Source organism: Staphylococcus sp. IVB6181, assembly GCF_025561445.1.
Taxonomy (GTDB): domain Bacteria; phylum Bacillota; class Bacilli; order Staphylococcales; family Staphylococcaceae; genus Staphylococcus; species Staphylococcus simulans_B.
On the sequence record NZ_CP095096.1, the window covers coordinates 2608725 to 2633607 of the forward strand.

Annotated in this window: 20 protein-coding genes, 3 rRNA genes, 1 other RNA gene and 1 pseudogene; 1 reads left to right on the forward strand and 24 read right to left on the reverse strand. The window is 40.1% G+C overall.

The window, feature by feature from the left end; translation table 11 throughout:
* Position 1 precedes the first annotated feature (1 nt).
* The 16 genes and pseudogenes from MUA90_RS12875 to MUA90_RS12950 all read right to left on the reverse strand — a co-directional run bounded on the left by MUA90_RS12875 (position 2) and on the right by MUA90_RS12950 (position 16420).
* Positions 2-259, reverse strand: a complete 258-nt coding sequence (locus MUA90_RS12875) for a GIY-YIG nuclease family protein (protein ID WP_105994585.1) — start codon at positions 257-259, stop codon at positions 2-4.
* Positions 249-977, reverse strand: a complete 729-nt coding sequence (locus MUA90_RS12880) for a tRNA1(Val) (adenine(37)-N6)-methyltransferase (protein ID WP_262587346.1) — start codon at positions 975-977, stop codon at positions 249-251. Before MUA90_RS12880 ends, MUA90_RS12875 begins: the two co-directional genes overlap by 11 nt.
* A gap of 112 nt (positions 978-1089) precedes the next feature.
* Positions 1090-1461, reverse strand: coding sequence for a DNA replication initiation control protein YabA (yabA, locus tag MUA90_RS12885; RefSeq protein ID WP_105994583.1), 372 nt, complete (start codon positions 1459-1461; stop codon positions 1090-1092).
* 15 nt (positions 1462-1476) lie between these two features.
* Positions 1477-2283 carry a PSP1 domain-containing protein gene (locus tag MUA90_RS12890; RefSeq protein WP_105994582.1) on the reverse strand — a complete coding sequence of 269 codons (807 nt, stop codon included), beginning with the start codon at positions 2281-2283 and terminating at the stop codon, positions 1477-1479.
* Positions 2284-3210 (reverse strand): DNA polymerase III subunit delta' C-terminal domain-containing protein, encoded by a 927-nt coding sequence (locus MUA90_RS12895; RefSeq protein ID WP_105994581.1) that lies wholly within the window; start codon positions 3208-3210, stop codon positions 2284-2286. It abuts the gene before it with no gap.
* Positions 3211-3363: 153 nt separating this feature from the next.
* Positions 3364-3693, reverse strand: coding sequence for a cyclic-di-AMP receptor (locus tag MUA90_RS12900; RefSeq protein ID WP_002481885.1), 330 nt, complete (start codon positions 3691-3693; stop codon positions 3364-3366).
* A 218-nt stretch (positions 3694-3911) separates the two neighbouring features.
* The gene (gene tmk, locus MUA90_RS12905) at positions 3912-4532 is read right to left on the reverse strand and encodes a dTMP kinase (protein ID WP_262587347.1); all 621 of its coding nucleotides are present in this window, start codon (positions 4530-4532) and stop codon (positions 3912-3914) included.
* A 1-nt stretch (position 4533) separates the two neighbouring features.
* Positions 4534-5871, reverse strand: coding sequence for an Orn/Lys/Arg family decarboxylase (locus MUA90_RS12910; RefSeq protein ID WP_262587348.1), 1338 nt, complete (start codon positions 5869-5871; stop codon positions 4534-4536).
* A gap of 170 nt (positions 5872-6041) precedes the next feature.
* Positions 6042-6156 (reverse strand): 5S ribosomal RNA (rrf, locus tag MUA90_RS12915).
* A gap of 70 nt (positions 6157-6226) precedes the next feature.
* A 23S ribosomal RNA gene (locus MUA90_RS12920) occupies positions 6227-9151 on the reverse strand.
* 246 nt (positions 9152-9397) lie between these two features.
* Positions 9398-10949: ribosomal RNA gene (locus MUA90_RS12925) — 16S ribosomal RNA — on the reverse strand.
* Together the 16S, 23S and 5S rRNA genes form the textbook arrangement of a ribosomal RNA operon.
* A gap of 529 nt (positions 10950-11478) precedes the next feature.
* A complete protein-coding gene (gene recR, locus MUA90_RS12930; protein WP_105994516.1) occupies positions 11479-12075 on the reverse strand; it encodes a recombination mediator RecR in 597 nt (198 codons plus the stop codon).
* Between the two features lie 6 nt (positions 12076-12081).
* Positions 12082-12399 (reverse strand): YbaB/EbfC family nucleoid-associated protein, encoded by a 318-nt coding sequence (locus MUA90_RS12935; RefSeq protein ID WP_002480398.1) that lies wholly within the window; start codon positions 12397-12399, stop codon positions 12082-12084.
* Positions 12400-12614: 215 nt separating this feature from the next.
* The gene (gene dnaX / locus MUA90_RS12940) at positions 12615-14345 is read right to left on the reverse strand and encodes a DNA polymerase III subunit gamma/tau (protein ID WP_262587349.1); all 1731 of its coding nucleotides are present in this window, start codon (positions 14343-14345) and stop codon (positions 12615-12617) included.
* A 68-nt stretch (positions 14346-14413) separates the two neighbouring features.
* Positions 14414-14941 (reverse strand): GNAT family N-acetyltransferase, encoded by a 528-nt coding sequence (locus MUA90_RS12945; RefSeq protein ID WP_105994514.1) that lies wholly within the window; start codon positions 14939-14941, stop codon positions 14414-14416.
* A gap of 519 nt (positions 14942-15460) precedes the next feature.
* Positions 15461-16420, reverse strand: a pseudogene (locus MUA90_RS12950) (MFS transporter).
* A 130-nt stretch (positions 16421-16550) separates the two neighbouring features.
* Between MUA90_RS12950 and MUA90_RS12955 the strand changes: the two are divergent.
* Positions 16551-17459, forward strand: a complete 909-nt coding sequence (locus MUA90_RS12955) for a LysR family transcriptional regulator (protein ID WP_262587350.1) — start codon at positions 16551-16553, stop codon at positions 17457-17459.
* Positions 17460-17555: 96 nt separating this feature from the next.
* Here the strand turns inward: MUA90_RS12955 and MUA90_RS12960 are convergent, their stop codons facing one another.
* The 8 genes from MUA90_RS12960 to MUA90_RS12995 all read right to left on the reverse strand — a co-directional run bounded on the left by MUA90_RS12960 (position 17556) and on the right by MUA90_RS12995 (position 24689).
* The gene (locus tag MUA90_RS12960; RefSeq protein WP_105994511.1) at positions 17556-17897 is read right to left on the reverse strand and encodes a hypothetical protein; all 342 of its coding nucleotides are present in this window, start codon (positions 17895-17897) and stop codon (positions 17556-17558) included.
* A 174-nt stretch (positions 17898-18071) separates the two neighbouring features.
* Positions 18072-18339: signal recognition particle sRNA large type (ffs, locus tag MUA90_RS12965), an RNA gene on the reverse strand.
* A 178-nt stretch (positions 18340-18517) separates the two neighbouring features.
* A complete protein-coding gene (locus MUA90_RS12970) occupies positions 18518-19594 on the reverse strand; it encodes an RNA-guided endonuclease InsQ/TnpB family protein (protein ID WP_262587351.1) in 1077 nt (358 codons plus the stop codon).
* A 5-nt stretch (positions 19595-19599) separates the two neighbouring features.
* Positions 19600-19998, reverse strand: coding sequence for an IS200/IS605 family transposase (gene tnpA, locus MUA90_RS12975; protein WP_262587352.1), 399 nt, complete (start codon positions 19996-19998; stop codon positions 19600-19602).
* A gap of 184 nt (positions 19999-20182) precedes the next feature.
* Entirely contained in the window at positions 20183-20905 is a 723-nt protein-coding gene (gene treR, locus MUA90_RS12980; RefSeq protein ID WP_262587353.1) for a trehalose operon repressor, read from the reverse strand.
* 17 nt (positions 20906-20922) lie between these two features.
* The gene (gene treC / locus MUA90_RS12985; protein WP_262587355.1) at positions 20923-22566 is read right to left on the reverse strand and encodes an alpha,alpha-phosphotrehalase; all 1644 of its coding nucleotides are present in this window, start codon (positions 22564-22566) and stop codon (positions 20923-20925) included.
* A 113-nt stretch (positions 22567-22679) separates the two neighbouring features.
* Positions 22680-24107: a PTS system trehalose-specific EIIBC component gene (treP, locus tag MUA90_RS12990; protein ID WP_262587356.1), complete on the reverse strand. Its 1428-nt coding sequence runs from the start codon at positions 24105-24107 to the stop codon at positions 22680-22682.
* 189 nt (positions 24108-24296) lie between these two features.
* A complete protein-coding gene (locus tag MUA90_RS12995) occupies positions 24297-24689 on the reverse strand; it encodes a VOC family protein (RefSeq protein ID WP_105994507.1) in 393 nt (130 codons plus the stop codon).
* Between the last annotated feature and the right edge of the window lie 194 nt (positions 24690-24883).

The following is a 24883-nucleotide window of genomic DNA, read 5'->3' on the forward strand; positions in this document are numbered from 1 at the left end:
ATTAGATTCTGCCCCTTTCAATGAGCTGAAGTTTTTGCGTTCTTGAATATGTTTTGATTTCATATTCTCGACGCATCGCTTCTGATTTTGTTTCATAACCTTCTTGATACATTAAGACGACCGGCCGTCTTGTTTTGGTATATTTTGCGCCTTTGCCGGCATTATGCTTTTGTATACGTGCTTCAACATTATTGGTATACCCTGTATATAACGTGCCGTCTTTGCATTTCACAATATAAATAAAGTGTTTAGCTTCCATAATAAATTGCGCTCATCTCTTTGGTATAATCTCCATTGGTTTCATACATATGAAACGGGGGCGCAATATCTAAGCCGGGATTACCGGCTTTACGCCCTTCAACAATAATAGCATGGGCTGCTTTGCCTTGTTTACTGTAAACCATGGTTAATCGTTTCGGTTCAATCTGATGCTGACGAAATTCAAACAATACATCCATCAGTCTTTCTGCACGGTGGACCATTACCAAGCGTCCGCCTTGTTTCAATAAATGCTTCGCCGCATTAACACAGTCTGCCAATGTACACATAATTTCATGACGTGCGATTTTATGTGCTTCTTTTTGGTGCTGCTGCGTTTGAATGGTTTTAAAATACGGTGGATTGCATGTCACCACATTATAACTTGAAGGTTTAAAATTTTGCTGTACCTCTCTTAAATCCATCTCATACATGCGGATGCGCGTTTCTAAACCGTTATGTTGAATGCTGCGCTTTGCCATATCCACAAGTTGCAGTTGAATTTCTATTGCATCAATTTCATGTGTGCCTTTATCCGACAGCAACAACGGTATCACACCATTACCTGAACACAAGTCCATCACTTTATCGCGTTTTCTTAAATGCGTAAAATGCCCCAGTAATAACGCATCAGTAGAAAAGGAAAAGACTTCATCGTTTTGAATAATTTCTAACTGCTCTTTTAACAAACAATCCAAGCGTTCATTTTCTTTCAACATCATGATTCTCCAATTTTTAATATGTATAGGCGAGCGTTGTATGAACGCTCGCACTTTAATTGAACTCATTCAATTTTACTTTCTATATGTGTCTTCAAAAAAGCATGTCTGATTACGACTGCTCTTCTAAAGTTTGTAAACAAAATAAGCAATCCTCGCCATTACGATGTTTACCGAATAAATCGCCTTTACAGATATGGAAACCTTCTTGATATAAAATCGCTAAGTTTTCTTTACTGCTTAAGCGCGGTTTCTTTTTCTCTTTTGACTTTTGTTCAAGCTTAGTATCATCTGTATCAGGTTCTGATGTTCCTTCTTGAGAACGTCCGATTAAACGCTTTAAATGATTATTTTCCACTTCTAAAGCCACGTTCTCTTCGATCAGTTCCACCGCAATCGTCTTCAACTCTGCCGTATCTTGATACAATTGCTGTACATTGGTTTCAAGACGCAATAGTCTCTCCATTAAATCTTTGCGTTCCAACAGCCTACGGCCTCCTTAATAGATTGCTTCTAAATCTTCTACTGAATATTCTAAAGGTTGTTCTAACCCTTCGACTTTGACTTGCATTGAAATATCAAGCATATTCAAACCGACAACTGTCCCTTGCCCTTCTGGTGTCTCAATTTTCGTTCCGACATCCGGCAGCTGCTCTCTTGCAGCTTCATAATGATCGTTTTCATATTTTAAACAGCACATTAATCGGCCGCATGCACCGGAAATTTTTGTAGGGTTCAATGACAGGTTTTGATCCTTTGCCATTTTAATAGAGACAGGTTCAAAGTCGCCTAAGAATGTCGAACAGCATAATGAACGGCCGCAAGGTCCGATGCCGCCTAACAATTTAGCTTCATCGCGCACCCCGATTTGCCGCAATTCAATACGTGTTCTTAGTCTTGATGCTAAGATTTTAACTAACTTTCTAAAGTCGATACGATCATCAGCTGTAAAGTTGAAAATGACCTTCGATTTATCCAATGTATATTCACAATTGACTAAACGCATTTCTAACCCTAATTGTTCAATAGATTCCTTACAGAAATCCAATGCTTTTTCTGCGTCTTCCTCATTGCAGGCACACTGTTCTAAATCATTCTCAGTCGCTACACGGATAATCGGTTTTAACGGTAATGTGACATCTTGTTCATCTACTTCTAAAGCAGCATCCTTCACATCACCTACTTCTACACCGCGCTTTGATTCCACAACTACTCTGTCACCGCAGCAAAGTTCTGCTTCTTCTGCAGGTGCATAGTATTCTAATTTTCCGGCTTTTTGGAATTGAACGCCAACGACTTGAAGCATTTAGCCCACCCCCTTGATTACGATTTGTTCAAATACAAGTGTCGGATTCACATTTTGAGTTAATTTCTTATGTGCTTCCGTTATATGATCATACATATGCGTCAATTGACCATATGTTAAACGTTGTGCATATTGCTTAATGTCTGTTTCCAATTCAGAAAAGACGAGATGTCCTGGTGTTTGTGCTTTCTCATGCATAATATCTTGAAAAAAGGCGTTGACCACTGAAAGTGTCAATTGCTGCAGCTTCTTATTCTTAGCTGCTTTCATCAAATCCACCAATGCAATCAGAGCCATTGTGCGATTTGTCAGCAGCAACTGGCACCAGTTGATAATATTCTTGCGCAAATTCGCTAAGTCATATTCTTCATTCAATGCGCGTGCCTCTTCAATCTGTGTGGTATATGTACTTAACATTTGTGCAATCGGCTTTGAAATCTCTTGTTCTTTCAAACGCTCGACCAGCTGAGCTTGCGACATCGGTTTGAAGTACACATGCTGACAGCGGGAATGAATCGTACTCAATATTTGTTCAGGCTTTGTAGATAACAATAATGCAATTGTATTTTCAGGCGGTTCTTCTAAGAATTTTAAAATACTGTTTTCACCTTGAACTGTTAATTTTTCAAATCCATTAATGATATATACCTTATGCGAACCTTCCACAGGAAGTTGATTCATCGCGTGAACCAATGTTTCAATCTTTTCCTTCTTCAGATTGGTTTCTTCAGTTGTTACATATCTGAAATCCGGATGGTTGAAGGCATCAACTTTCGCTTGGCATGTCTCATTGTCATTACATAATATCAACTTCGCAAATGCCATTGCCGTCTGCTGCATTGTTTGTGCATCATCGCCTTCAAACAAATAGGCATGCGAAAGCTTTCCAGATTGATACGCATTGGTCAATCGTGATAATTCATCCATTCGCGTCGTCACCTTTCCATAATGAAAAAGGGCAGGACATCGAGAGTTCATCCTAGATTGTTCAATCAACAACCTCCGATTACACACTCGTCCCGACCCCCACTATTTATAAAGACTGTATTCTGCGTTAATCTTTCTTTAACGTCTTATTCATTAAAATCTGTGGAATGCATCAACAGGCATAACGAAAACTGTTGCGCCGCCGACTTCTACTTCTACTGGATAAGGAATGTATGAGTCTGCGCTGCCGCCCATTGGCGTAATTGGCGATACAAGTTGTTCTCTGTTTCCGCATGTTTTGTTGATGACATTAAGTAAATCATCTACTTTGTCATCGTCAACACCGCAAAGGAAAGTTGTATTTCCTGCGCGAAGGAATCCACCTGTAGTTGCGAGTTTGGTAGCTCGGAAATTATTTTTGACGAGTTGGTCAGACAACTCTTGACTATCTTGGTCTTGAACAATTGCAATTACCATTTTCATAACTAACACCTCTTTGTAATATTATAGCATATTCTGATGGTAGAGCTTGTTTGAAACTTAATAGATTTTTACTAAAAGTGATGTCTGATTACTTGATGTTTTCTATTAAAATCTATATTAATCTTTAGGGCTCGCTGTAAATAAAGTTGAACAAATTATACTATGCAAACACGCTTTCTTGCAACAACTTCCCAGTTGTTTCCTATGACACGATTCTATTATGCGTCTTTTTCTAAGTATTGTGTGATTGCTTTATATGCCGCATCGACCACCGCATCAATTGATTGATTCGCATCAATGACAGCGTAACGTTTTGAGTCTTGTTCAATTAATTGATGGTACCCTTCAATTACCCTTTGATGAAAGGCAATACTCTCATGATCTAAACGATTCATGTTGCGGGCATTGCTTTGAATACGTTCTCTTCCTGTTTCTGCAGTGATATCTAAATAAATTGTTAAATCTGGGTAGAGACCATTAATCGCAAATTCATTAATCGCACGTACTTCGTCTACACCAATACCTCTTGCATAACCTTGATATGCAAGCGAACTGTCAATGTAACGATCGCAAAGCACAACTTTGCCTGTGTTTAAGGCAGGGATGACTTTCTCAACTAAATGTTCTCTGCGCGATGCCGCAAACAATAAAGCTTCCGTACGGTCATCGACAGCTTCGCCTTCTAATAAAATTTCACGAATCTGTTCTGCAGCCGGCACACCTCCCGGTTCTCTTGTCGTCAATATATCAAATTGTTCGCTTAAACGTTCAGAAACGCGCTGTAAAATTGTTGTCTTGCCAGAACCCTCCGGTCCTTCAAATGTGATAAATGCTGACATATTATTCATCCTTAATCTTTATAGTTCGATTTGTGATACCTTCAACTCTGATGCCTTGTGCTAACCAATTTTCCATAACCTCAATCATTTCACCGCTGACAACCTCACCTTTATAAAAGACTGGAATGCCTGGCGGATAAGGGACAATATGCTGTGCGAGTGTTTTACCGGCGGTTGACTCAAGTGCGGCACTTTTCATATGTGTAATTGCTGCCGGTTGATAAATCCCTGCAGTTTTCGGCATAGAAGGACATGGTGTATTTTGCCCTTTTATCGCATGCGGCAGTTGTATCGCTTGAAGACGTTCTAATAATAAATCAAACGGGAAGCGATCCCCTTCATGCCACATCGGCAAGACTAACAATCCTTGCTGCTCGTCTGCCAATTCAAGATAAATATGCTGTGCTTCCAGCCATTGCTGCACTTCATAGCCAAAATAACCTGGATATGCCACCGTTAACTTCAGCGGATCATCCATTTCGCAAACCTCAAACCCTTTCGCTGACAATGCATGCATGAGACGGCGGCGCTTTTCAAAAAACTGCGTACTATCATACATTTTGTAGAAATGATGAGCACGTTCTAAACCAGCCATCAATAAATACGACGGACTGGAAGATTGAAAATACGTTAAGTACTCAAGCACCTGTTCGCGATAAGGTGCTGATTTATGTATAAAGATAACTGAGCTCATTGTCAGTGCAGGCAGACTTTTATGATACGACTGCACCACATAATCTGCACCATAAGTTAATGAAGAATGTGGAAATCCAGGCAATCCAAAATGCGCACCATGTGCTTCATCTACTAGTACAGGTGTATGACACGCATGCTGCTGCTGAATAAAGGTTTGTATATCAAACGTTTCGCCGTAATAGTTCGGATACGTCACTATCGCCAGACTATGTTTCTCTTGATTATCCATTGTCAGCGGTGCTTTATATTGTTGTGTAGCTTCACTCAGTGTCATCGGCAAGATATCAGCTGTTGTTTGTGCTAAGTCCAAACCATGAAAAACTGATTTATGTACATTGCGTCCCATGATTACCGGCTGTTGTTGCTGTGCAGCTGCTTGAATCACTGACAGTATTCCTGAAGTTGTACCATTCACTAAATAATATGCATCATATTCAGGATGTTTATCTATCGCTGCCATACTTTCTTTTAATACTGCTTCTGGATGATGGAGATCATCAAAATCAGTGATTTCGGTAATGTCCATCGCTAAATCCATTGCATTTAATGAGCCGATTGTCATATTTTTATGTCCGGGGACATGAAATGAAATCGGTTGTTCTTCAAGCCATGTCTCTAGCTTATGATTCAAGGGCAAATTCATTTTTTTCACTGCCTTTAATTTCGTAATTACCTCTTATTTTAACATATACATTGGAAAGAATTTGGACAGAAATGAAAGAAATTCTGTTTCTACCTGCCATAAAAACTAATTTATTACAAGATTGCTTCAAAAAAGGCATAAAAAAAAGAGACCCGATTGGGTCTCTGATTGCCTGGCAACGTCCTACTCTTGCGGAACGTAAGTCCGACTACCATCGGCGCTAAAGAGCTTAACTTCTGTGTTCGGCATGGGAACAGGTGTGACCTCTTTGCCATTGTCGCCAGACAATGGAATGTTTATACATTCAAAACTAGATAGTAAGTAAATTTCAATTCGACCAATCAAAACTTGAAATTTGATTAAGTCTTCGATCGATTAGTATTCGTCAGCTCCACATATCGCTATGCTTCCACCCCGAACCTATTAACCTCATCATCTTTGAGGGATCTTATAACCGAAGTTGGGAAATCTCATCTTGAGGGGGGCTTCATGCTTAGATGCTTTCAGCACTTATCCCGTCCATACATAGCTACCCAGCTATGCCGTTGGCACGACAACTGGTACACCAGAGGTATGTCCATCCCGGTCCTCTCGTACTAAGGACAGCTCCTCTCAAATTTCCTACGCCCACGACGGATAGGGACCGAACTGTCTCACGACGTTCTGAACCCAGCTCGCGTACCGCTTTAATGGGCGAACAGCCCAACCCTTGGGACCGACTACAGCCCCAGGATGCGATGAGCCGACATCGAGGTGCCAAACCTCCCCGTCGATGTGAACTCTTGGGGGAGATAAGCCTGTTATCCCCGGGGTAGCTTTTATCCGTTGAGCGATGGCCCTTCCATGCGGAACCACCGGATCACTAAGTCCGTCTTTCGACCCTGCTCGACTTGTAGGTCTCGCAGTCAAGCTCCCTTATGCCTTTACACTCTATGAATGATTTCCAACCATTCTGAGGGAACCTTTGAGCGCCTCCGTTACACTTTAGGAGGCGACCGCCCCAGTCAAACTGCCCGCCTGACACTGTCTCCCGCCATGATCAATGGCGCGGGTTAGAAATCCAACACAGCTAGGGTAGTATCCCACCAGCGCCTCGGCGTAAGCTGGCGCTCACGCTTCTAAGGCTCCTACCTATCCTGTACAAGCTGTGCCGAATTTCAATATCAGGCTACAGTAAAGCTCCACGGGGTCTTTCCGTCCTGTCGCGGGTAACCTGCATCTTCACAGGTACTATGATTTCACCGAGTCTCTCGTTGAGACAGTGCCCAAATCGTTACGCCTTTCGTGCGGGTCGGAACTTACCCGACAAGGAATTTCGCTACCTTAGGACCGTTATAGTTACGGCCGCCGTTTACTGGGGCTTCGATTCGTAGCTTCGCAGAAGCTAACCACTCCTCTTAACCTTCCAGCACCGGGCAGGCGTCAGCCCCTATACATCACCTTACGGTTTAGCAGAGACCTGTGTTTTTGATAAACAGTCGCTTGGGCCTGTTCACTGCGGCTCTTCAGAGCGTGAACCCTAAAGAGCACCCCTTCTCCCGAAGTTACGGGGTCATTTTGCCGAGTTCCTTAACGAGAGTTCTCTCGCTCACCTTAGAATTCTCATCTTGACTACCTGTGTCGGTTTGCGGTACGGGCACCAGTTATCTAGCTAGAGGCTTTTCTCGACAGTGTGAAATCAACGACTCGAGGAAAACATGTTTCCTCTCCCCATCACAGCTCAACCTTGAGAATGGCGGATTTGCCTACCATTCAGTCTCACTGCTTGGACGTGCACTCCAACAGCACGCTTCGCCTATCCTACTGTGTCCCCCCATCGCTTAAAACGATAAATGGTGGTACAGGAATATCAACCTGTTATCCATCGCCTACGCCTGTCGGCCTCGGCTTAGGACCCGACTAACCCAGAGCGGACGAGCCTTCCTCTGGAAACCTTAGTCAATCGGTGGATGGGATTCTCACCCATCTTTCGCTACTCACACCGGCATTCTCACTTCTAAGCGCTCCACATGTCCTTGCGATCATGCTTCGACGCCCTTAGAACGCTCTCCTACCATTGTCCTACGGACAATCCACAGCTTCGGTAATATGTTTAGCCCCGGTACATTTTCGGCGCAGTGTCACTCGACTAGTGAGCTATTACGCACTCTTTAAATGATGGCTGCTTCTAAGCCAACATCCTAGTTGTCTGGGCAATACCACATCCTTTGCCACTTAACATATATTTTGGGACCTTAGCTGGTGGTCTGGGCTGTTTCCCTTTCGAACATGGACCTTATCACCCACGTTCTGACTCCCAAGTTAAATTGATTGGCATTCGGAGTTTGTCTGAATTCGGTAACCCGAGAGGGGCCCCTCGTCCAAACAGTGCTCTACCTCCAACAATCATCACTTGAGGCTAGCCCTAAAGCTATTTCGGAGAGAACCAGCTATCTCCAGGTTCGATTGGAATTTCTCCGCTACCCTCAGTTCATCCGCTCACTTTTCAACGTAAGTCGGTTCGGTCCTCCATTCAGTGTTACCTGAACTTCAACCTGACCAAGGGTAGATCACCTGGTTTCGGGTCTACGACCAAATACTCAACGCCCTATTCAGACTCGCTTTCGCTGCGGCTCCGCATTTGCTGCTTAACCTTGCATCAGATCGTAACTCGCCGGTTCATTCTACAAAAGGCACGCCATCACCCATTAACGGGCTCTGACTACTTGTAAGCACACGGTTTCAAGTTCTTTTTCACTCCCCTTCCGGGGTACTTTTCACCTTTCCCTCACGGTACTGGTTCACTATCGGTCACTAGAGAGTATTTAGCCTTGGGAGATGGTCCTCCCGGATTCCGACGGAATTTCACGTGCTCCGTCGTACTCAGGATCCACTCAAGAGAGAATAAACTTTCGACTACAGGACTCTTACCTTCTCTGGTTCAACTTTCCAGTACGATTCGTCTAATTTATTCCTTTGTAACTCCGTATAGAGTGTCCTACAACCCCAATGAGCAAGCTCATAGGTTTGGGCTCTTCCCGTTTCGCTCGCCGCTACTCAGGGAATCGATTTTTCTTTCTCTTCCTGCGGGTACTAAGATGTTTCAGTTCTCCGCGTCTGCCTTCTGACATGCTATGTATTCACATGTCGATAACACAACATAACTTGTGCTGGGTTTCCCCATTCGGAAATCTCTGGATCAACGCTTACTTACAGCTACCCAAAGCATATCGTCGTTAGTAACGTCCTTCTTCGGCTTCTAGTGCCAAGGCATCCACCGTGCGCCCTTAATAACTTAATCACGTTATTAATATTGTGAGTAATCGTTTGCCATCGGCAATTGATTACTAGCGATTCATTTAAATGAATAAAGCTTTTAAAACTCTAATTCACTCGGTTTTGCTTGGTAAAATCTATTTTTTACTTACTTATCTAGTTTTCAATGTACAATCAATGAATGTTTTCAATAAACATTCAAAACTGAATACAATATGTCACGTTATTCCTATTTCAGTTTCTAACGAAACTGTTCCGAATATATCCTTAGAAAGGAGGTGATCCAGCCGCACCTTCCGATACGGCTACCTTGTTACGACTTCACCCCAATCATTTGTCCCACCTTCGACGGCTAGTTCCTAAAAGGTTACTCCACCGGCTTCGGGTGTTACAAACTCTCGTGGTGTGACGGGCGGTGTGTACAAGACCCGGGAACGTATTCACCGTAGCATGCTGATCTACGATTACTAGCGATTCCAGCTTCATGTAGTCGAGTTGCAGACTACAATCCGAACTGAAAACGGCTTTATGGGATTTGCTTGACCTCGCGGGTTCGCTGCCCTTTGTACCGTCCATTGTAGCACGTGTGTAGCCCAAATCATAAGGGGCATGATGATTTGACGTCATCCCCACCTTCCTCCGGTTTGTCACCGGCAGTCAACTTAGAGTGCCCAACTTAATGCTGGCAACTAAGCTTAAGGGTTGCGCTCGTTGCGGGACTTAACCCAACATCTCACGACACGAGCTGACGACAACCATGCACCACCTGTCACTTTGTCCCCCGAAGGGGAAGGCTCTGTCTCCAGAGTTGTCAAAGGATGTCAAGATTTGGTAAGGTTCTTCGCGTTGCTTCGAATTAAACCACATGCTCCACCGCTTGTGCGGGTCCCCGTCAATTCCTTTGAGTTTCAGCCTTGCGGCCGTACTCCCCAGGCGGAGTGCTTAATGCGTTAGCTGCAGCACTAAGGGGCGGAAACCCCCTAACACTTAGCACTCATCGTTTACGGCGTGGACTACCAGGGTATCTAATCCTGTTTGATCCCCACGCTTTCGCACATCAGCGTCAGTTGCAGACCAGAAAGTCGCCTTCGCCACTGGTGTTCCTCCATATCTCTGCGCATTTCACCGCTACACATGGAATTCCACTTTCCTCTTCTGCACTCAAGTTTCCCAGTTTCCAATGACCCTCCACGGTTGAGCCGTGGGCTTTCACATCAGACTTAAGAAACCGCCTACGCGCGCTTTACGCCCAATAATTCCGGATAACGCTTGCCACCTACGTATTACCGCGGCTGCTGGCACGTAGTTAGCCGTGGCTTTCTGATTAGGTACCGTCAAGGGATGCACAGTTACTTACATCCTTGTTCTTCCCTAATAACAGAGTTTTACGATCCGAAGACCTTCATCACTCACGCGGCGTTGCTCCGTCAGGCTTTCGCCCATTGCGGAAGATTCCCTACTGCTGCCTCCCGTAGGAGTCTGGACCGTGTCTCAGTTCCAGTGTGGCCGATCACCCTCTCAGGTCGGCTACGTATCGTTGCCTTGGTAAGCCGTTACCTTACCAACTAGCTAATACGCCGCGGGTCCATCTATAAGTGACAGCAAGACCGTCTTTCATCATGAAACCATGCGGTTTCATGTATTATCCGGCATTAGCCCCGGTTTCCCGGAGTTATTCCAGTCTTATAGGTAGGTTACCCACGTGTTACTCACCCGTCCGCCGCTAACGTCAGAGGAGCAAGCTCCTCGTCTGTTCGCTCGACTTGCATGTATTAGGCACGCCGCCAGCGTTCATCCTGAGCCAGGATCAAACTCTCCATAAAAATTTATGATGTTTGACTAGCTCATAAAAACTATTTGTTATAAAACGTTTAAAACGTTTGTTAATTTTGGAATTAACGTTGACATATTGTCATTCAGTTTTCAATGTTCATTTCGTTTTCTTTAAGTCGTTTTTTGCGACTCACAAGAAATAATTATACGCTCTTTCAAAACTAAAGTCAACACTTTTTTTAAAAGTTTTTTAAAGTTAATTTTGTAAATCTTTGTTGAAGAATTTGTTTCGTTCGCTCAACAGATATTAACTATACTATCATTCTAGATGAATTGCAACCCCCCAAAATTGAAATTTACGCCTCGAAACCCTTGTCCTTATGCCTTTTCCCGTACTTTTATAACTCGTTGTTTATTAACGTTCGTGTTTTAGAAAGCATTCTCTTTTCAACCACTTCACAATTCCTTAACAATTACCTCAAACACAAACTTTATTTTTTCCTAAAAAAGTTTTAAAAAAGTGCAGTAGGGCATAATACTAGGTTAAGGCACTAGTATTATTACTCCTCTGCACTTATTTTACATTTCTGTTCTTCCTGCAATCGCACGCGATAAAGTCACCTCATCGGCATATTCTAGATCTCCGCCCACTGATAAACCTTGTGCTAATCGTGTAACCTTAATACCAATCGGCTTCACAAGTCGTGAAATATACATAGCTGTAGATTCACCTTCAAGGTTAGGATTCATTGCAAGAATCAATTCTTTAACTTCGTCATCTTTTAATCGTTCTATTAATGAAGGAATATTTATATCTTCAGGTCCTATACCATCCATTGGAGAAATCGCACCATGCAATACATGATAAAGACCTTTGTATTCTTTCATTTTTTCCATTGCGATAACATCCTTATCATCTTCAACCACACAAATAACAGAACGGTCTCTCTGTTTGTCTTGGCAGATATAACAAGGATCTTCTTCAGTAATATGACCGCAAACACTGCAATAAGTCAGTTCGCGTTTCACATCAACTAATGACTTCGCAAATTGAACGACATCGTCTTCTTTCATATCTAATACATGAAATGCCAGACGTTGCGCCGTCTTGGGCCCAATGCCTGGCAATTTCATGAAACTATCAATCAGTTTAGAAATCGGTTCTGGATAATGCATGTTTTATCACATTCCAGGAATGTTCAAGCCTTTAGTGTGTTTGCCTAAACGTTCTGATGTGAGTTCATCTGCTTTGTTCATCGCTTCGTTTGTTGCTGCTAACACTAAATCTTGAAGCATTTCAACATCATCTGGGTCGACCGCTTCTTCATTAATCTCTACATCTACGACTTCTTTATGACCAGTTACTGTAACTGTAACCATACCGCCGCCTGCAGTACCTTTTACTCGTTCATCTTTTAATTTTTCTTGCTCTTCAGCCATTTTCTTTTGCATTTTCTGCATTTGTTTCATCATTTGTTGCATATTTCCGCCACCGCGCATAATACATTTCCTCCTTAGATTCTTGTTTGTTATTCAACATATGGTAAAGATATCAAGAGCATCACATCATCCAACTTGCTGCGTTGTGATTTTCTGCATTTATATAGTAGAAACACATGACATACTCTTATATCTCTTCTATTGATATGCAAATTATAACACAAAGCCGTCACGTCTTTCGACAATGATGGTGCCTTAGTATAAGGCATCTCTCTTTATTCTTCATCCATGACATGTACAGTATCTTCACCAAACATATCCTTAGCTTTTTGCACAATATCATCATTTTTCGGTGCAGCTTGTTCTGCCTCAGCATTGCCGCCATTCGATGTGTTGCCGCGCTTTCGGTTTTTAATATATTCAGAACGTACTTGCAGCCATTGATCTGCAGGCACTCCTACGACTTTAACATCTTTATTGATAATACTGCGTACGACTTCTTCTAAATTTTTACGTTTTTCATCGTCCTCATTAACAATCTCGCAGTGTATCTCTGCTTCAAATTGTACAAGCACACTCTTTTCGCTTGCCGCAACAGGAATTGAATTTTGCAATAGACTGACCAATGCTTTTTGATTGTTATTCTTCGCATGATCAATTACTTCTTGCCAATGCTCTTTCAACAATTGAATATCTTCTTTATTCGCATTATCTAAGACTTTTGCAATTTGAGTCATAGAGAAACTGTTCTTGCTCTTGCGGCGTCCTCTTGAAGAAGATTGTTGTTTAGGCGGCGTATTGACTTGTGTACCGCCTTGCTGTTTCAACGCATGCAATTCTTGTTCTAAGTGTTCTAACCGTTGAAGCAATGCACTGTTTACATCATTTGTTGCTGGGGCTGCAGGTTGTGCAGCTGCGGGTGCTTCTGATACAGCTGGCGCTTCTCCGCCGGATTTAATGAGTTCTGCCATTTTAACCAGCAGGACTTCAAAGTGTACATTTTGATTCACACTAAAGCGTACAGAGACTAATGTGTCATTGATGAGGTCTATCATTTTATACAGTGTATCTAAATCAAAACGCATCAATGCATCATATTCTGCATCTTGTTGTGCTGTTTTATTCATAATCGTATCACGTACAAAGTAAATCAAATCGTTGATTAAACGATTCACTTCTTTGCCGTCTTTAATAAATTGATGGTAACGCACGAATGCATCTTTCACTTCGCCGTTTGCGACATCATTCATCAATTCATTTAATGAAGCTTCATCTACGCTGCCTGTCACATTCAAAGCATCTTGCAACGTTAAATGTTCATCACCGAATGCAATGGCTTGGTCCATAATACTTAACGCGTCACGCATACCGCCTTCAGAAGCCTTCGCAATAAAGGTAATGGTCTCTTCGTCGAACGCTATATTTTGAGACTGTGCCACATAGCGCAAACGATCTGTAATCTGTTCTAAACCTATTGCTTTAAAATCAAAACGTTGCGCACGTGAAATAATAGTCGGCGGGATTTTATGCGGTTCAGTCGTCGCCAGGATAAAGATAGCATGTGCCGGCGGTTCTTCTAATGTTTTCAACAGTGCGTTAAATGCACCTGTCGTCAGCATATGCACCTCATCTATAATGTAGACCTTATACTTAGATTGTGATGGTGCGTATTTAACTTTATCACGAATGTTTCTGATTTCATCGACACCATTATTACTTGCGGCGTCAATTTCAATCACATCCGAGTTGGAACCTTGTGTGATACTCTTGCATATTTCACATTCATTGCAGGGTTCTCCGTCAACACTGTTAGGACAGTTGATCGCTTTCGCAAATACTTTCGCAATACTTGTCTTACCCGTACCTCTGGGTCCGCTGAAAATATACGCATGCGATTGCTTGCCTTTAGCGATTGCGTTGCGGAGTGTTTTCGTTACATGCTCTTGTCCGACCACATCTTCAAAGCTTTGCGGCCGATACATTCTATATAAAGCTTGATAATTCACTTTCGCACCTCCGGATACAAATCAACATTATTATAGCACGCGTAAAGGACAGAACGCGACGATAGAAACTACACTTCATTTTCAAAAATCAATTGTCCTTGCGGATTTGCATCTAATGTATCCCATAATAAGTAAACACTATACTGGTCGATAGCTTCCCCTTCAGGCACCTCTACACTAAAATCTGTTAATGGTACAAACCCAAGCGATCTGAAATAATCAGGCTCTCCTTCTACAATAATTTCATTATAACCCGCTTCTTTCGCTCGGCTCTCTGCAGCTTCGACTAATGCTTTGCCGATTCCATATTCACGATAATCTTCTTTTACTGACAGTGACTTAATCATTAAAGGACGTTGGATATCCTCTTCATTTCGAATCAATTCTTGCATTAACAAAATATGACCGACGATTTCATTATCATCTGTACGTGCAATCATCTCAAAATCATGATTATAGTTTGGCAATTGACGTAATTCACGCAAGTTATCTTCATAATATTCCCCTTCGAAGAGTCCCTCACTATCTTTCTTATCTTTCAAGTGTGCAATGACTGGATAATCGTTCTCTGTTACTGTACCTAGAAATATCTGCATACGTTCCCCTCCGTTTTTCGTCAAAGTGATAGGTTTATTATAACGTAATTCTTCACTTTGTCTTATTAATACCCCTCTGTAATGAATGCTCCCCTTTTATCTACGACTTAAGTACAATTTATTGAAAGTGTATGTAAATTTTGTAAAATTATTGTAAATACTATGGTAAGATAATGAGTAATCCATGTGAAATGATTTCACGCTTCCAATAATAAAAGCTAAAGAGAGGATGTTTCAGATGATTAAAAACAAAGTATATCTATTAATCGGTATTATATTTATCGTCCTCTGTATTGTGAGTTTTTCAAAAGTACAAAATATCTGGATGATTATCCCCGGGTTTGTATGCGGGGCGTTATTCATATACTTCAGCTTACAACTGAATCAGAAGGTTAAATGAAGATAGGGTTGCGATGAACAATAATTTGAACATCGCAACCCTATTTGATTGTTTTAAATACAGCTCCACCATTAAAAAATACGATGTGTCTATCAATGAAGAGACACATCGTATTTTCATTAGTATTCCATTGTAATGTGCTTGCGTCCATGCAAGAAGTAATACAGTACAATAACAAAGACAAGCAATGCTGCCATGAGTAAATATAAATTACGATAGCCTACACCGCCGATTAATAAGCCCAGCAATGTCGGACCTGCGCCTGCCCCTAAATCTGCAAAAATGTAGAAGGTAGATGTTGCAAGTCCTATCTTCTTAGTTGGAGAAGCTTGAATTGCAATTGTTTGGAAGGATGGCAAGATTGTACCATAACCGATACCAATAAAGATTGCTGAGAACAGCAGCATCCAACTGCTATGCGTAATACTTAATAAAGCTAATCCGATTACGAATAACACAAGTACCGGATAAACCACTTTATTCGCCCCATAATTATCGAATATTTTACCTGTGATCGGACGGACAATAAACATACTTGCCGCATAGACAACAAAGAAGAAGCTGGCTGCTGCGGCTAGACCAATATGACTGGCATATGAATCAATAAACGCGAGCACACTGGAGTAGGCAATACCTACAAAGACTACTACGATAGAAATCGGCATTGCTTCCTTCTGCAAGAATTGACTTAAGCCTTTGTCTGGTTCAATTTCTTCATTTTCTTCGTCAACCTTAGGCTGTTTGATATTGGTAATGAAGAGTGCGAGTACACCGGCTAATACAATGCAGACTAAACAAACGATAAAGTTGCTTTCGAAACTGAAGTTTTGGTTGATAATAATACCTAAGAAAGGCCCTACTGCCGAAGCAACTGTCGTACTTAGTGCATAATAACCAATGCCTTATAACATCCCGATAATAAAGATACCTGCGGCTAATCCGCCCATACCTTCGCCTGCGTGGAAGGTATCTATCGTAAACGCTGTAACTGTTACGATTAATGCATAATGAATGATATACATTAAAAAGTTGATGATTGTAATGAACATAAAATCTTTTGTCCATAAATTGCGATACATTTTATGCACACTCCCTCTATGATTTGTTACTAAAATTTCAATAATGCTATTATAAACATAAAGATTACTAATGTATAATGGATAATGTTAATGAATACATAAGTATTACTAATCTATAAGGAGCATTACCATGAACTTCGCACAATTGCACCATGTGAAAGCTATTGCAGAAACAGGCTCTATTACTAAAGCCGCAACTTTGCTTCACATTACACAGTCCGCTTTAAGCCAGTCGATATCCAACCTAGAAACTTCACTCGGAATCAAACTCTTCCAAAGACAAAAGAGCGGTACGACACTGACACCGCTTGGGAAAAACATCTATCCCCTTATATTAGATATGTTGGAACAAGAGGAAAATTTATATGAAAAAATCGATACACTCAATTCGAATATGGATGGTTCGCTTTCAATTGCGACCGTACCTAGTCTATTTATGACAATTGTCCCAAGTGTATTAGCCGCTTTCAAAAGAGACAATCCTAATATTGATGTACAGATTACAGAAGCTGAAAATCATGAAGTCCGCCAATCTGTTGTAAATGGTGAAGTAGACATCGGTTTATATACCGTGCTTCAAGAAGGCGACTTAGAAGTTACAGGGGCACATTACGCCCCTTTATTCTCAAGCGGCTTTACTGCCATTGTGCCTAAAGACTCTAAACTTGCCTATCTCAGCAAACTGTCGCTCAGCGATATTAAAGGATTCCCCTTCATTCTATATGATCGTAATTTCTATAAACAGAACATCAAAAAGTTCGAAGAAAAGAACAACGCTATCAACTTGCTGTTCTCTACTAATAATGTCGGTGTACTCTTCAACTCTGTCGCTGAAGGGCTTGGCATGAGTATCTTATCCGATTTAATGGTAGAAAGTACTCCCTTCTATCAACGCAATATGATTACAACCGTTCCGATAGGTGCACCTTTTAACCAAATGATTGAATATGGTGTACTTTATATGGAAGATTCTGAGAAACAAAAACAAATCACTGAGTTCGCAAAATACTTAGTAGATGCTGCGAAATCTAATAGCTAGAAACTAAAAGAAACAGGATAAATGCACACAATCATGTGTATTTTCAGCCTGTTTCTTTTTATATTGCTTTCTCATCTATTCAATAATAGACAACAGCTATTCTTTTGTTAACTCTAATTTGTCTTTCGTATCGCCACTAGGATCTTCAATGATTAATTTATCCCCTTTGACTTTGTACTTCAATTTCATCGTTCTATTTTGAATATCAAAGTTCATAGTTCCATTGTCTTTATCAACAGTTCCATTAAATTCTCCGTCATTTTCTCCTACACCAAAGAACCCTTCAGATTGCATCGCTTTAATAATCATTGTCGCATTGCCTGATTCACTGTTTGCTGTAACTCTAATGTCACTATTACTATATGTGCCATCTACCTTATTCCCGCATGCTGCCAACAAAATAATAAGTCCTAAACAAAACGCCATTAGTTTTTTCATACTTTTCCTCCTCGTATAATAAATCTTTCAAAACATATTATAGATTTCAGAGAAGACAGCATGGGTCCAGTTATTTATTATTTTCAAACGCAAAAAATGCTTTCTTATTTTAACGATTGATTCGTCTCATAAAATAAGAAAGCATTTTTTATCATCTATTTAGAAATAAAAATACCGCGCAACTTTGCTTCGAATGTGTATCATGAACGTTACCAAAGTCGACAGCTAAATTTCGGCTACCCTACGGCACATATGAGAATCCACTTAATGCTGCTTCCGTCAGGACCTGACATGATTCATGGGTTCATATTGCATAGGACCGAAATCTTCAAACACCTCGTGCTTTGGGCAGACTTCACAAGTACACACCCTAGGCAAAGTATTCAGTCTCGCATAAGCGGATTTCGAGAATAGGGAACCGCTACCTCCCCACCTAGCACGGTAAGTTATATCATACTATATTTTAAGGTCGTAATGCAAGCATTAATAATTTTTGGCACTCCCACAGCTAAAGCGGTGGGATTCTTTAGTGCAAAACCGTACGCATCTATTTCTAGTTTGTACTTGCCTAAAGCTAAGGGTATGCCAATACCCCATCCTAGTTCAGAACATATAGTTAACTAGGCTACTTGACTGTTACCATCAAGTACAGGTGCATGAATGATGTTTTCAGCACCTACAATATCTCTATGACTTTTATAGCCGCAGTTGCAGCATTTGTATTCTCTGTCTTTTGCTTTATTTTTATGGCCGCACTTCGGACATTGCTGGCTTGTATATTTAGGATCAACATATTCAACTTTAATACCTGCTAAGTTTGCCTTGTACTCAATGTATTTTGTTAATCTATAGAATGACCAATTACTTAATGAATGATTGTTTTTTCGACTTTTGCTGGTCTGTTTTCTGATGTTGGCCAATTTTTCTAATTTGATGATTCCTACATTATGTTGAATAGCAAAATCTACAATTTCTCTGCTGGCTTTATGGTCTTTGTCATTCATCCAGCGTTGTTCTTTATTTCGTGATTTTTTTATAGCATTCAGTTTTTTGGCTTTGCCTAATTTCTTGCGTCTGGTATTGTGTTTGCGTCTTATATATTTATTTTCCCTGCCGTTGCCGACACACTTTACTTTATGGTCATCTGTACAGCATACCGCAGGTATTTTAACACCTAAATCAACACCCATAGTCTTAATGCCTGCGGGTTGTTTAACAGGTGTTTCAACTGCAATTTGTGCGACATAGTCTGTTCCTTTTCGGGTGATACGCAACGTTCCTAATTTACCGGCTTTTTCAATTACATTTCTTTCGTAGTCCGAAATATGAGCTTTAATTTCAATTCTTTTAGACTTGCCCTTTACAATAAATGGAACGCTTATACTTGTATGATTGATGGTATAGTTTTGGTTATTCCATACAATAATAGGTCTTTTTAAAACAGGTATCTTTTGATATTGTGTTTTCTTAGCTCGTTTAAAAACTGACTTAGCATCTCTGATTGCTTGATTCTTGACACTGCTGTTTAAAGGTACATGAATATGCTTGGTGGTTTTCTTTGATTGTGTCTGTACTTCAACCATTTCAGCAACGAGTGTATTAACGGTGTCAATATATAAGCGTGATGATTGTTGGATTAATTCTAGTTGTTTTTTGTTAGGTTCTAATTTGATTTTAACTGTCATTGCTTGGCTCAAAGTTGTCACCTTTTTCTTTGGTTTTCTACATACTGCTTGATTGTTTCGCTAGAAACATTTCCTGCCGTTGATACAAAATAACTTCTCGTCCATAGATTAGGCATTGCGTTAAGCTCTTTAAACTCCTCTCTTAATATTCTTCCAGTTCCTCCTTTGATTTTTGCCATAATATCTGACGGACTATAAGTTGGAAGCGCATTTAAAAATAAATGGCAATGATCTTTATCCGTTTCTACCGCCAATATTTTAAAATCATGCTTGCTCGCTATTTCGTTTATCAGCGCTTTAAATCTATGATCTAATCTTGCATTCAGAAATATTTTCCTTCTATATCTTGGGCAAAATACAAAATGATACTGGATTAGACTTACAGTTGTTTTTGTTCTTCTATAATTATTTTCCATGATGCTATTATACCATATATTCGTATTTTCACCCCTTAAATAAACGAGGTTTTAAATCTATATCATCGCTTTCATCCCACGATTGAAATCGTGGGCTTTCTCGCTTCCTAAATCTGTAAATACACAGTAAATATTGAGTTTCAAACAGAACGGCGCCATGCATTTTACACGATTTTATTGAGATTTATCTTCTTGAGAAATCCACAAATCTAAACTCTGTCGCAATGTGTTTTGCGATATTGTATTGAAATTTTGTGGTGTCTTTCAAATGTACAACACCTCTTACAGTGGCTGTATAAGGTGGATTAACATCTCCAAATGCTTCATATTCCGAGTCTCCAAATGCTTCAAAAGTTATAGCTTTGCTAGAGTAGCTGATTTCAAGTCCAAGTTGGCGTTCAATATAATCGTATAGCGAATCGAGTGCAATGCTTTCATTTAGACCCGGTACAATGGCAGCTGACAGATAGTCTTCATCAATAATTTTGACACGTCCATCCATTTTACGATAGCGCACAAGATGCCATAGTGTTTCATGACTTTTTAAATCTAATGCTTGCTGCACATCAGGTACTTCATGCGCTTTTAAAGTTTCCAGCAGCTTCACTTCTGTTTCAAGTACTATTCCTAAATTCTCTTGTACTTCTTTGAAGCTGGTTAATTTAGAAAACGGAAACTCTTTGACACCTTGATAAATCACAATCGAACCTTTGCCGCGTATCTTCTGAATCATACCTTCGCTTACAAGTAAATTTAATGCACGTCGTACCGTTTCACGTGAAGCATGGTACTTCTCCACTAATTCATGCTCAGAAGGTAATTGATCGCCATAACTCAATTGCATATTTACGATTTGTGCTTTTAATTCATCATAAATCTTTGTGAATTTCTTAGGTTTCGTAATCATAACTCTCACTCTATTCTTTAATCGTTATTCGCAATCACAATAGCACCATAGCCTTCAATCTCGCCATTTGTGATTGAACCGCGTTCTATTATCACTTTACCTTCAGTATACAGGTCTTTAGGCAATGTGACTGCATCTTTACTAAAGTTCGCAATCACTAACCAAGTTTCACCTTGATACGAACGTTGATAAATCATCAAGTTCGGATCTTCCATATACATAGGTGTAATCGCTCCATAAGTAATAATATCATGTTCATGACGCAAGCGAATTAATTCGCGATAGGTTTGTAAGATAGAATGTTCATTTTCTATATCATCTTCAACATTGATATGGCGATAATTCTCTGGAATATCTATCCATGGTGTACCACTTGTAAATCCAGCATTTTCACCTGCTGTCCATTGCATCGGCGTACGTGAATTATCACGAGATTTCTGTGCTAAAATCTGCATGATTTTCGCTTCATCATATCCTTTGTCTTTTAAATTCTGATAGGCATTCAATGATTCTACATCACGATATTGATCAATGTGTGTAAAGTGCGGGTTTGTCATTCCGATTTCTTCACCTTGATAAATATATGGAGTCCCTTGAAGCATGTGTAATGCTACTACTAACATTTTCGCACTCTTTTGACGCAATTCTTCCGTTGAATCATCTCCAAAACGAGAAACAACACGCGGTTGGTCATGGTTGCACCAGAAAATCGCATTCCAGCCATTGCCTTCATAGATACCGAGCTGCCATTCCATTAAAATACGTTTCAATGCGATAAAATCGAAATCTGCTAATGTCCATTTTTCTCCATCTTCATAATCAACCTTTAAATGATGGAAGTTGAAAACACTGCTCAACTCTTCGCGTTTCGGATTTGTATATTTAATACAATTATCAATCGTTGTGGAAGACATTTCTCCGACCGTCATCAAGTCTTTGCCTCCGAATGTATTGCGGTTCATTTCATGAATAAATTCATGCACACGCGGGCCGTCTGTATAAAACTCTTTACCGATTTTATCCGAATCTTTAAATTCACCTTTTGAAATCAAATTGATAACATCAAAACGGAACCCATCTACTCCGAAGTCTATCCAGTAATTGATCATGTCATAAAGGGCTTCTCGTACTTTAGGATTTTCCCAGTTTAAATCCGCTTGAGTAACGTCAAACAGATGCAAGTAGTATTCATCCGTCGCTTCATCATATTTCCATGCATTGCCTCCGAATTTTGATTCCCAGTTTGTCGGCGGCACGCCTTCTTTTGCGGACTTACGGAAGAAGTAATAATCTCTATAAGGATTGTCTTTTGAGGAGATTGCTTCTTTAAACCATTCATGTTCTGTAGAAGTATGGTTAATCACAATATCCATCATTACTTTCAAATTGTGATCATGTGCTGTATCTAATAAGCGTTTTAAATCTTCTTTTGTGCCGAATGCTTCATTTACATTATAGTAATCACTGATATCATAACCATTATCATTCATTGGAGAACGATAAACCGGTGTGAGCCATAGATAATCAACACCTAAATATTCAAGGTAATCCATTTTTTCAATAATCCCATTTAAATCCCCTGCACCATTACCTGTCGTGTCGTTAAATGATTTAGGATAAATTTGATAGACCACTGATTTCCTTATATCTTGTTTCTTCATAAAATGACCACCTTTACCTTTCTATTATTAAAAAAACAGAACACCCTCTGCACGATGTTCTGTTTTATACTTTTCATCACTTTCATGGTTAGCTTGCGTTGCTATGCTTAAATTTAGTCTACCATTTCTTTTGCTTTGTTTTTCGCAAACTTAGAGAAAACTACTGTTAAAATTGCCGGCACGATAACTGCAATTACTGTACAAATACCGTAGATAATCCAATATTCTTTTTGAATCGAAATGATTGCGGGCACACCGCCGACACCAACGTTACCTAAGACTTTGCCGGCACCGATAAATGCCCCTAATACACCTGAAGTAAGGATAGCTGCGACGAATGGATATTTCAACGGAATATTCACACCGAACATTGCCGGTTCAGTGACACCTAATAAGCCGGAAATACCAGAAGTCATCGCAAGTCCTTCTTCTTTTGCCATTTTACGACGTTTATAGACATACCAAGCACCGAAGGCTGCTGAACCTTGGCAGATATTTGAAATTGCAAGAATCGGCCATAAGTAAGTACCTTTTAAGCTTGAACCCATTAATTGGAAGTCTACTGCTAAGAACATATGATGCAGACCTGTAATAACAAGCGGCGCATAGAATAAACCGTAAATTGCGCCTCCTAACCAACCTGCATGTTCGAATAGGAATGTTACAACGTTAGTAATACCTGTACCGACCCACAATGCAATAGGTCCAATCACTAAGAATGCTAGGAACCCTGTCACAAGCAATGCGATAGGTCCTACGACTAGCATCTTAATCGAATCATGTACGACTTTGTTTAAAGTTTTTTCAATTTGTGCTAAAACGTAAGACGCTAATAATACCGGTAAAACTTGTCCTTGATAGTTCAACTGTTTAATATCTAAACCGAAAATATGCCATACCGGAATCTTTGATCCTTCATTCAATGAATACTGAGAGATTAACTGCGGATGCATTAACACAAGTCCTAATACTAACCCGAGTACTGGATTTCCACCGAACACACGCATACTGCTCCAACCAATTAATGCCGGCAAGAAGATAAATGCCGTTGTCGCAATGACATTGACAATATCTGCGAAGTCAGCCATTTGCGGGAATTGTTCCACTAATGGTTTAGAACCGAATAAATCTTTCATCGTTAAGACATTATAAATCCCCATTAAAAGACCCGCTGTCACGATGGCAGGTAAAATCGGAATAAAGATATCTCCTAATAATTTCACAAGACGCTGGATTGGATTTCCTTTTTGCGCCGCTGCAGCTTTTACATCATCTTTAGAAGCTTCATCTTTTCCGATATCATCCATAAAACGTTTGTATACCTCATCTACAGTACCTGGTCCAATTACAATTTGGTACTGATGATCCGCTTTGAATTGCCCTTTAACCAGCGGATTGTCATCTAATTCATCTTTATTAACCTTATTGTCGTCCTTTAATACTAAACGTAATCGTGTGACACAATGCGTTGCAGTATCTACGTTTTCTGCGCCGCCGATTGCTTTTACTATCGCTTTTACATCTTTATCTTTAACAGCCATCTTACTCACTCCCTCGTTTTTCTTGTTTGAATTTATTATACTTGTCTAGACAAGTTATGTAAAGGCTTTCATTTAAATTAATACTTTCTTATACATATTCATACAGCATTCAAATACTTAAAGGGGATACGCAGACAAATAAAAAACGACAACCTTATTAAAGATTATCGTTATAAATCAAATGCTATTTTATTGTTCATGACGTTCAACAATTTGAATCAAATTACCGCAAGTATCATCAAATATCGCAAATTTCACATTACCATATTCCATCGGTGCCATTGTGAAACCTACTCCTTGTTCTTTAAGGTTTTGGTATGTAGCTTGTACATCTTCTACGTCTAATAACGCACACGGAATACCTTCTTTTTTCAAGCCTTCTTGATAATTTTTCGCAATTTCATGTTCATTCGGCTCTAACAATAGTTCAGAGCCGTTAGGTTCTTCTTTAGACACAACAGTCAACCAGCGATATTCACCAGCAGGTTCATCAGATTTCTTCTCAAATCCTAATACTTCTGTATAAAACTTTAATGCATGATCTTGATCATCCACAAAAATACTTGTCACTTTTATTTTCATTTCTGTTACCTCCTGATAGGAATAATTAGTTGTTCCTTTAATGGTGCTTAAATAAACCTGTTTGGCTCAGTTTGTGTTTGCTGTCAATATAATTCAACTTTCAGCTGAAATTATCAAATAAAAACTAAAAAGGCAATCACTCAACATGATATGCTCCCCCTATAGTAGACACTAAAAAAACAAAACTATAGGGG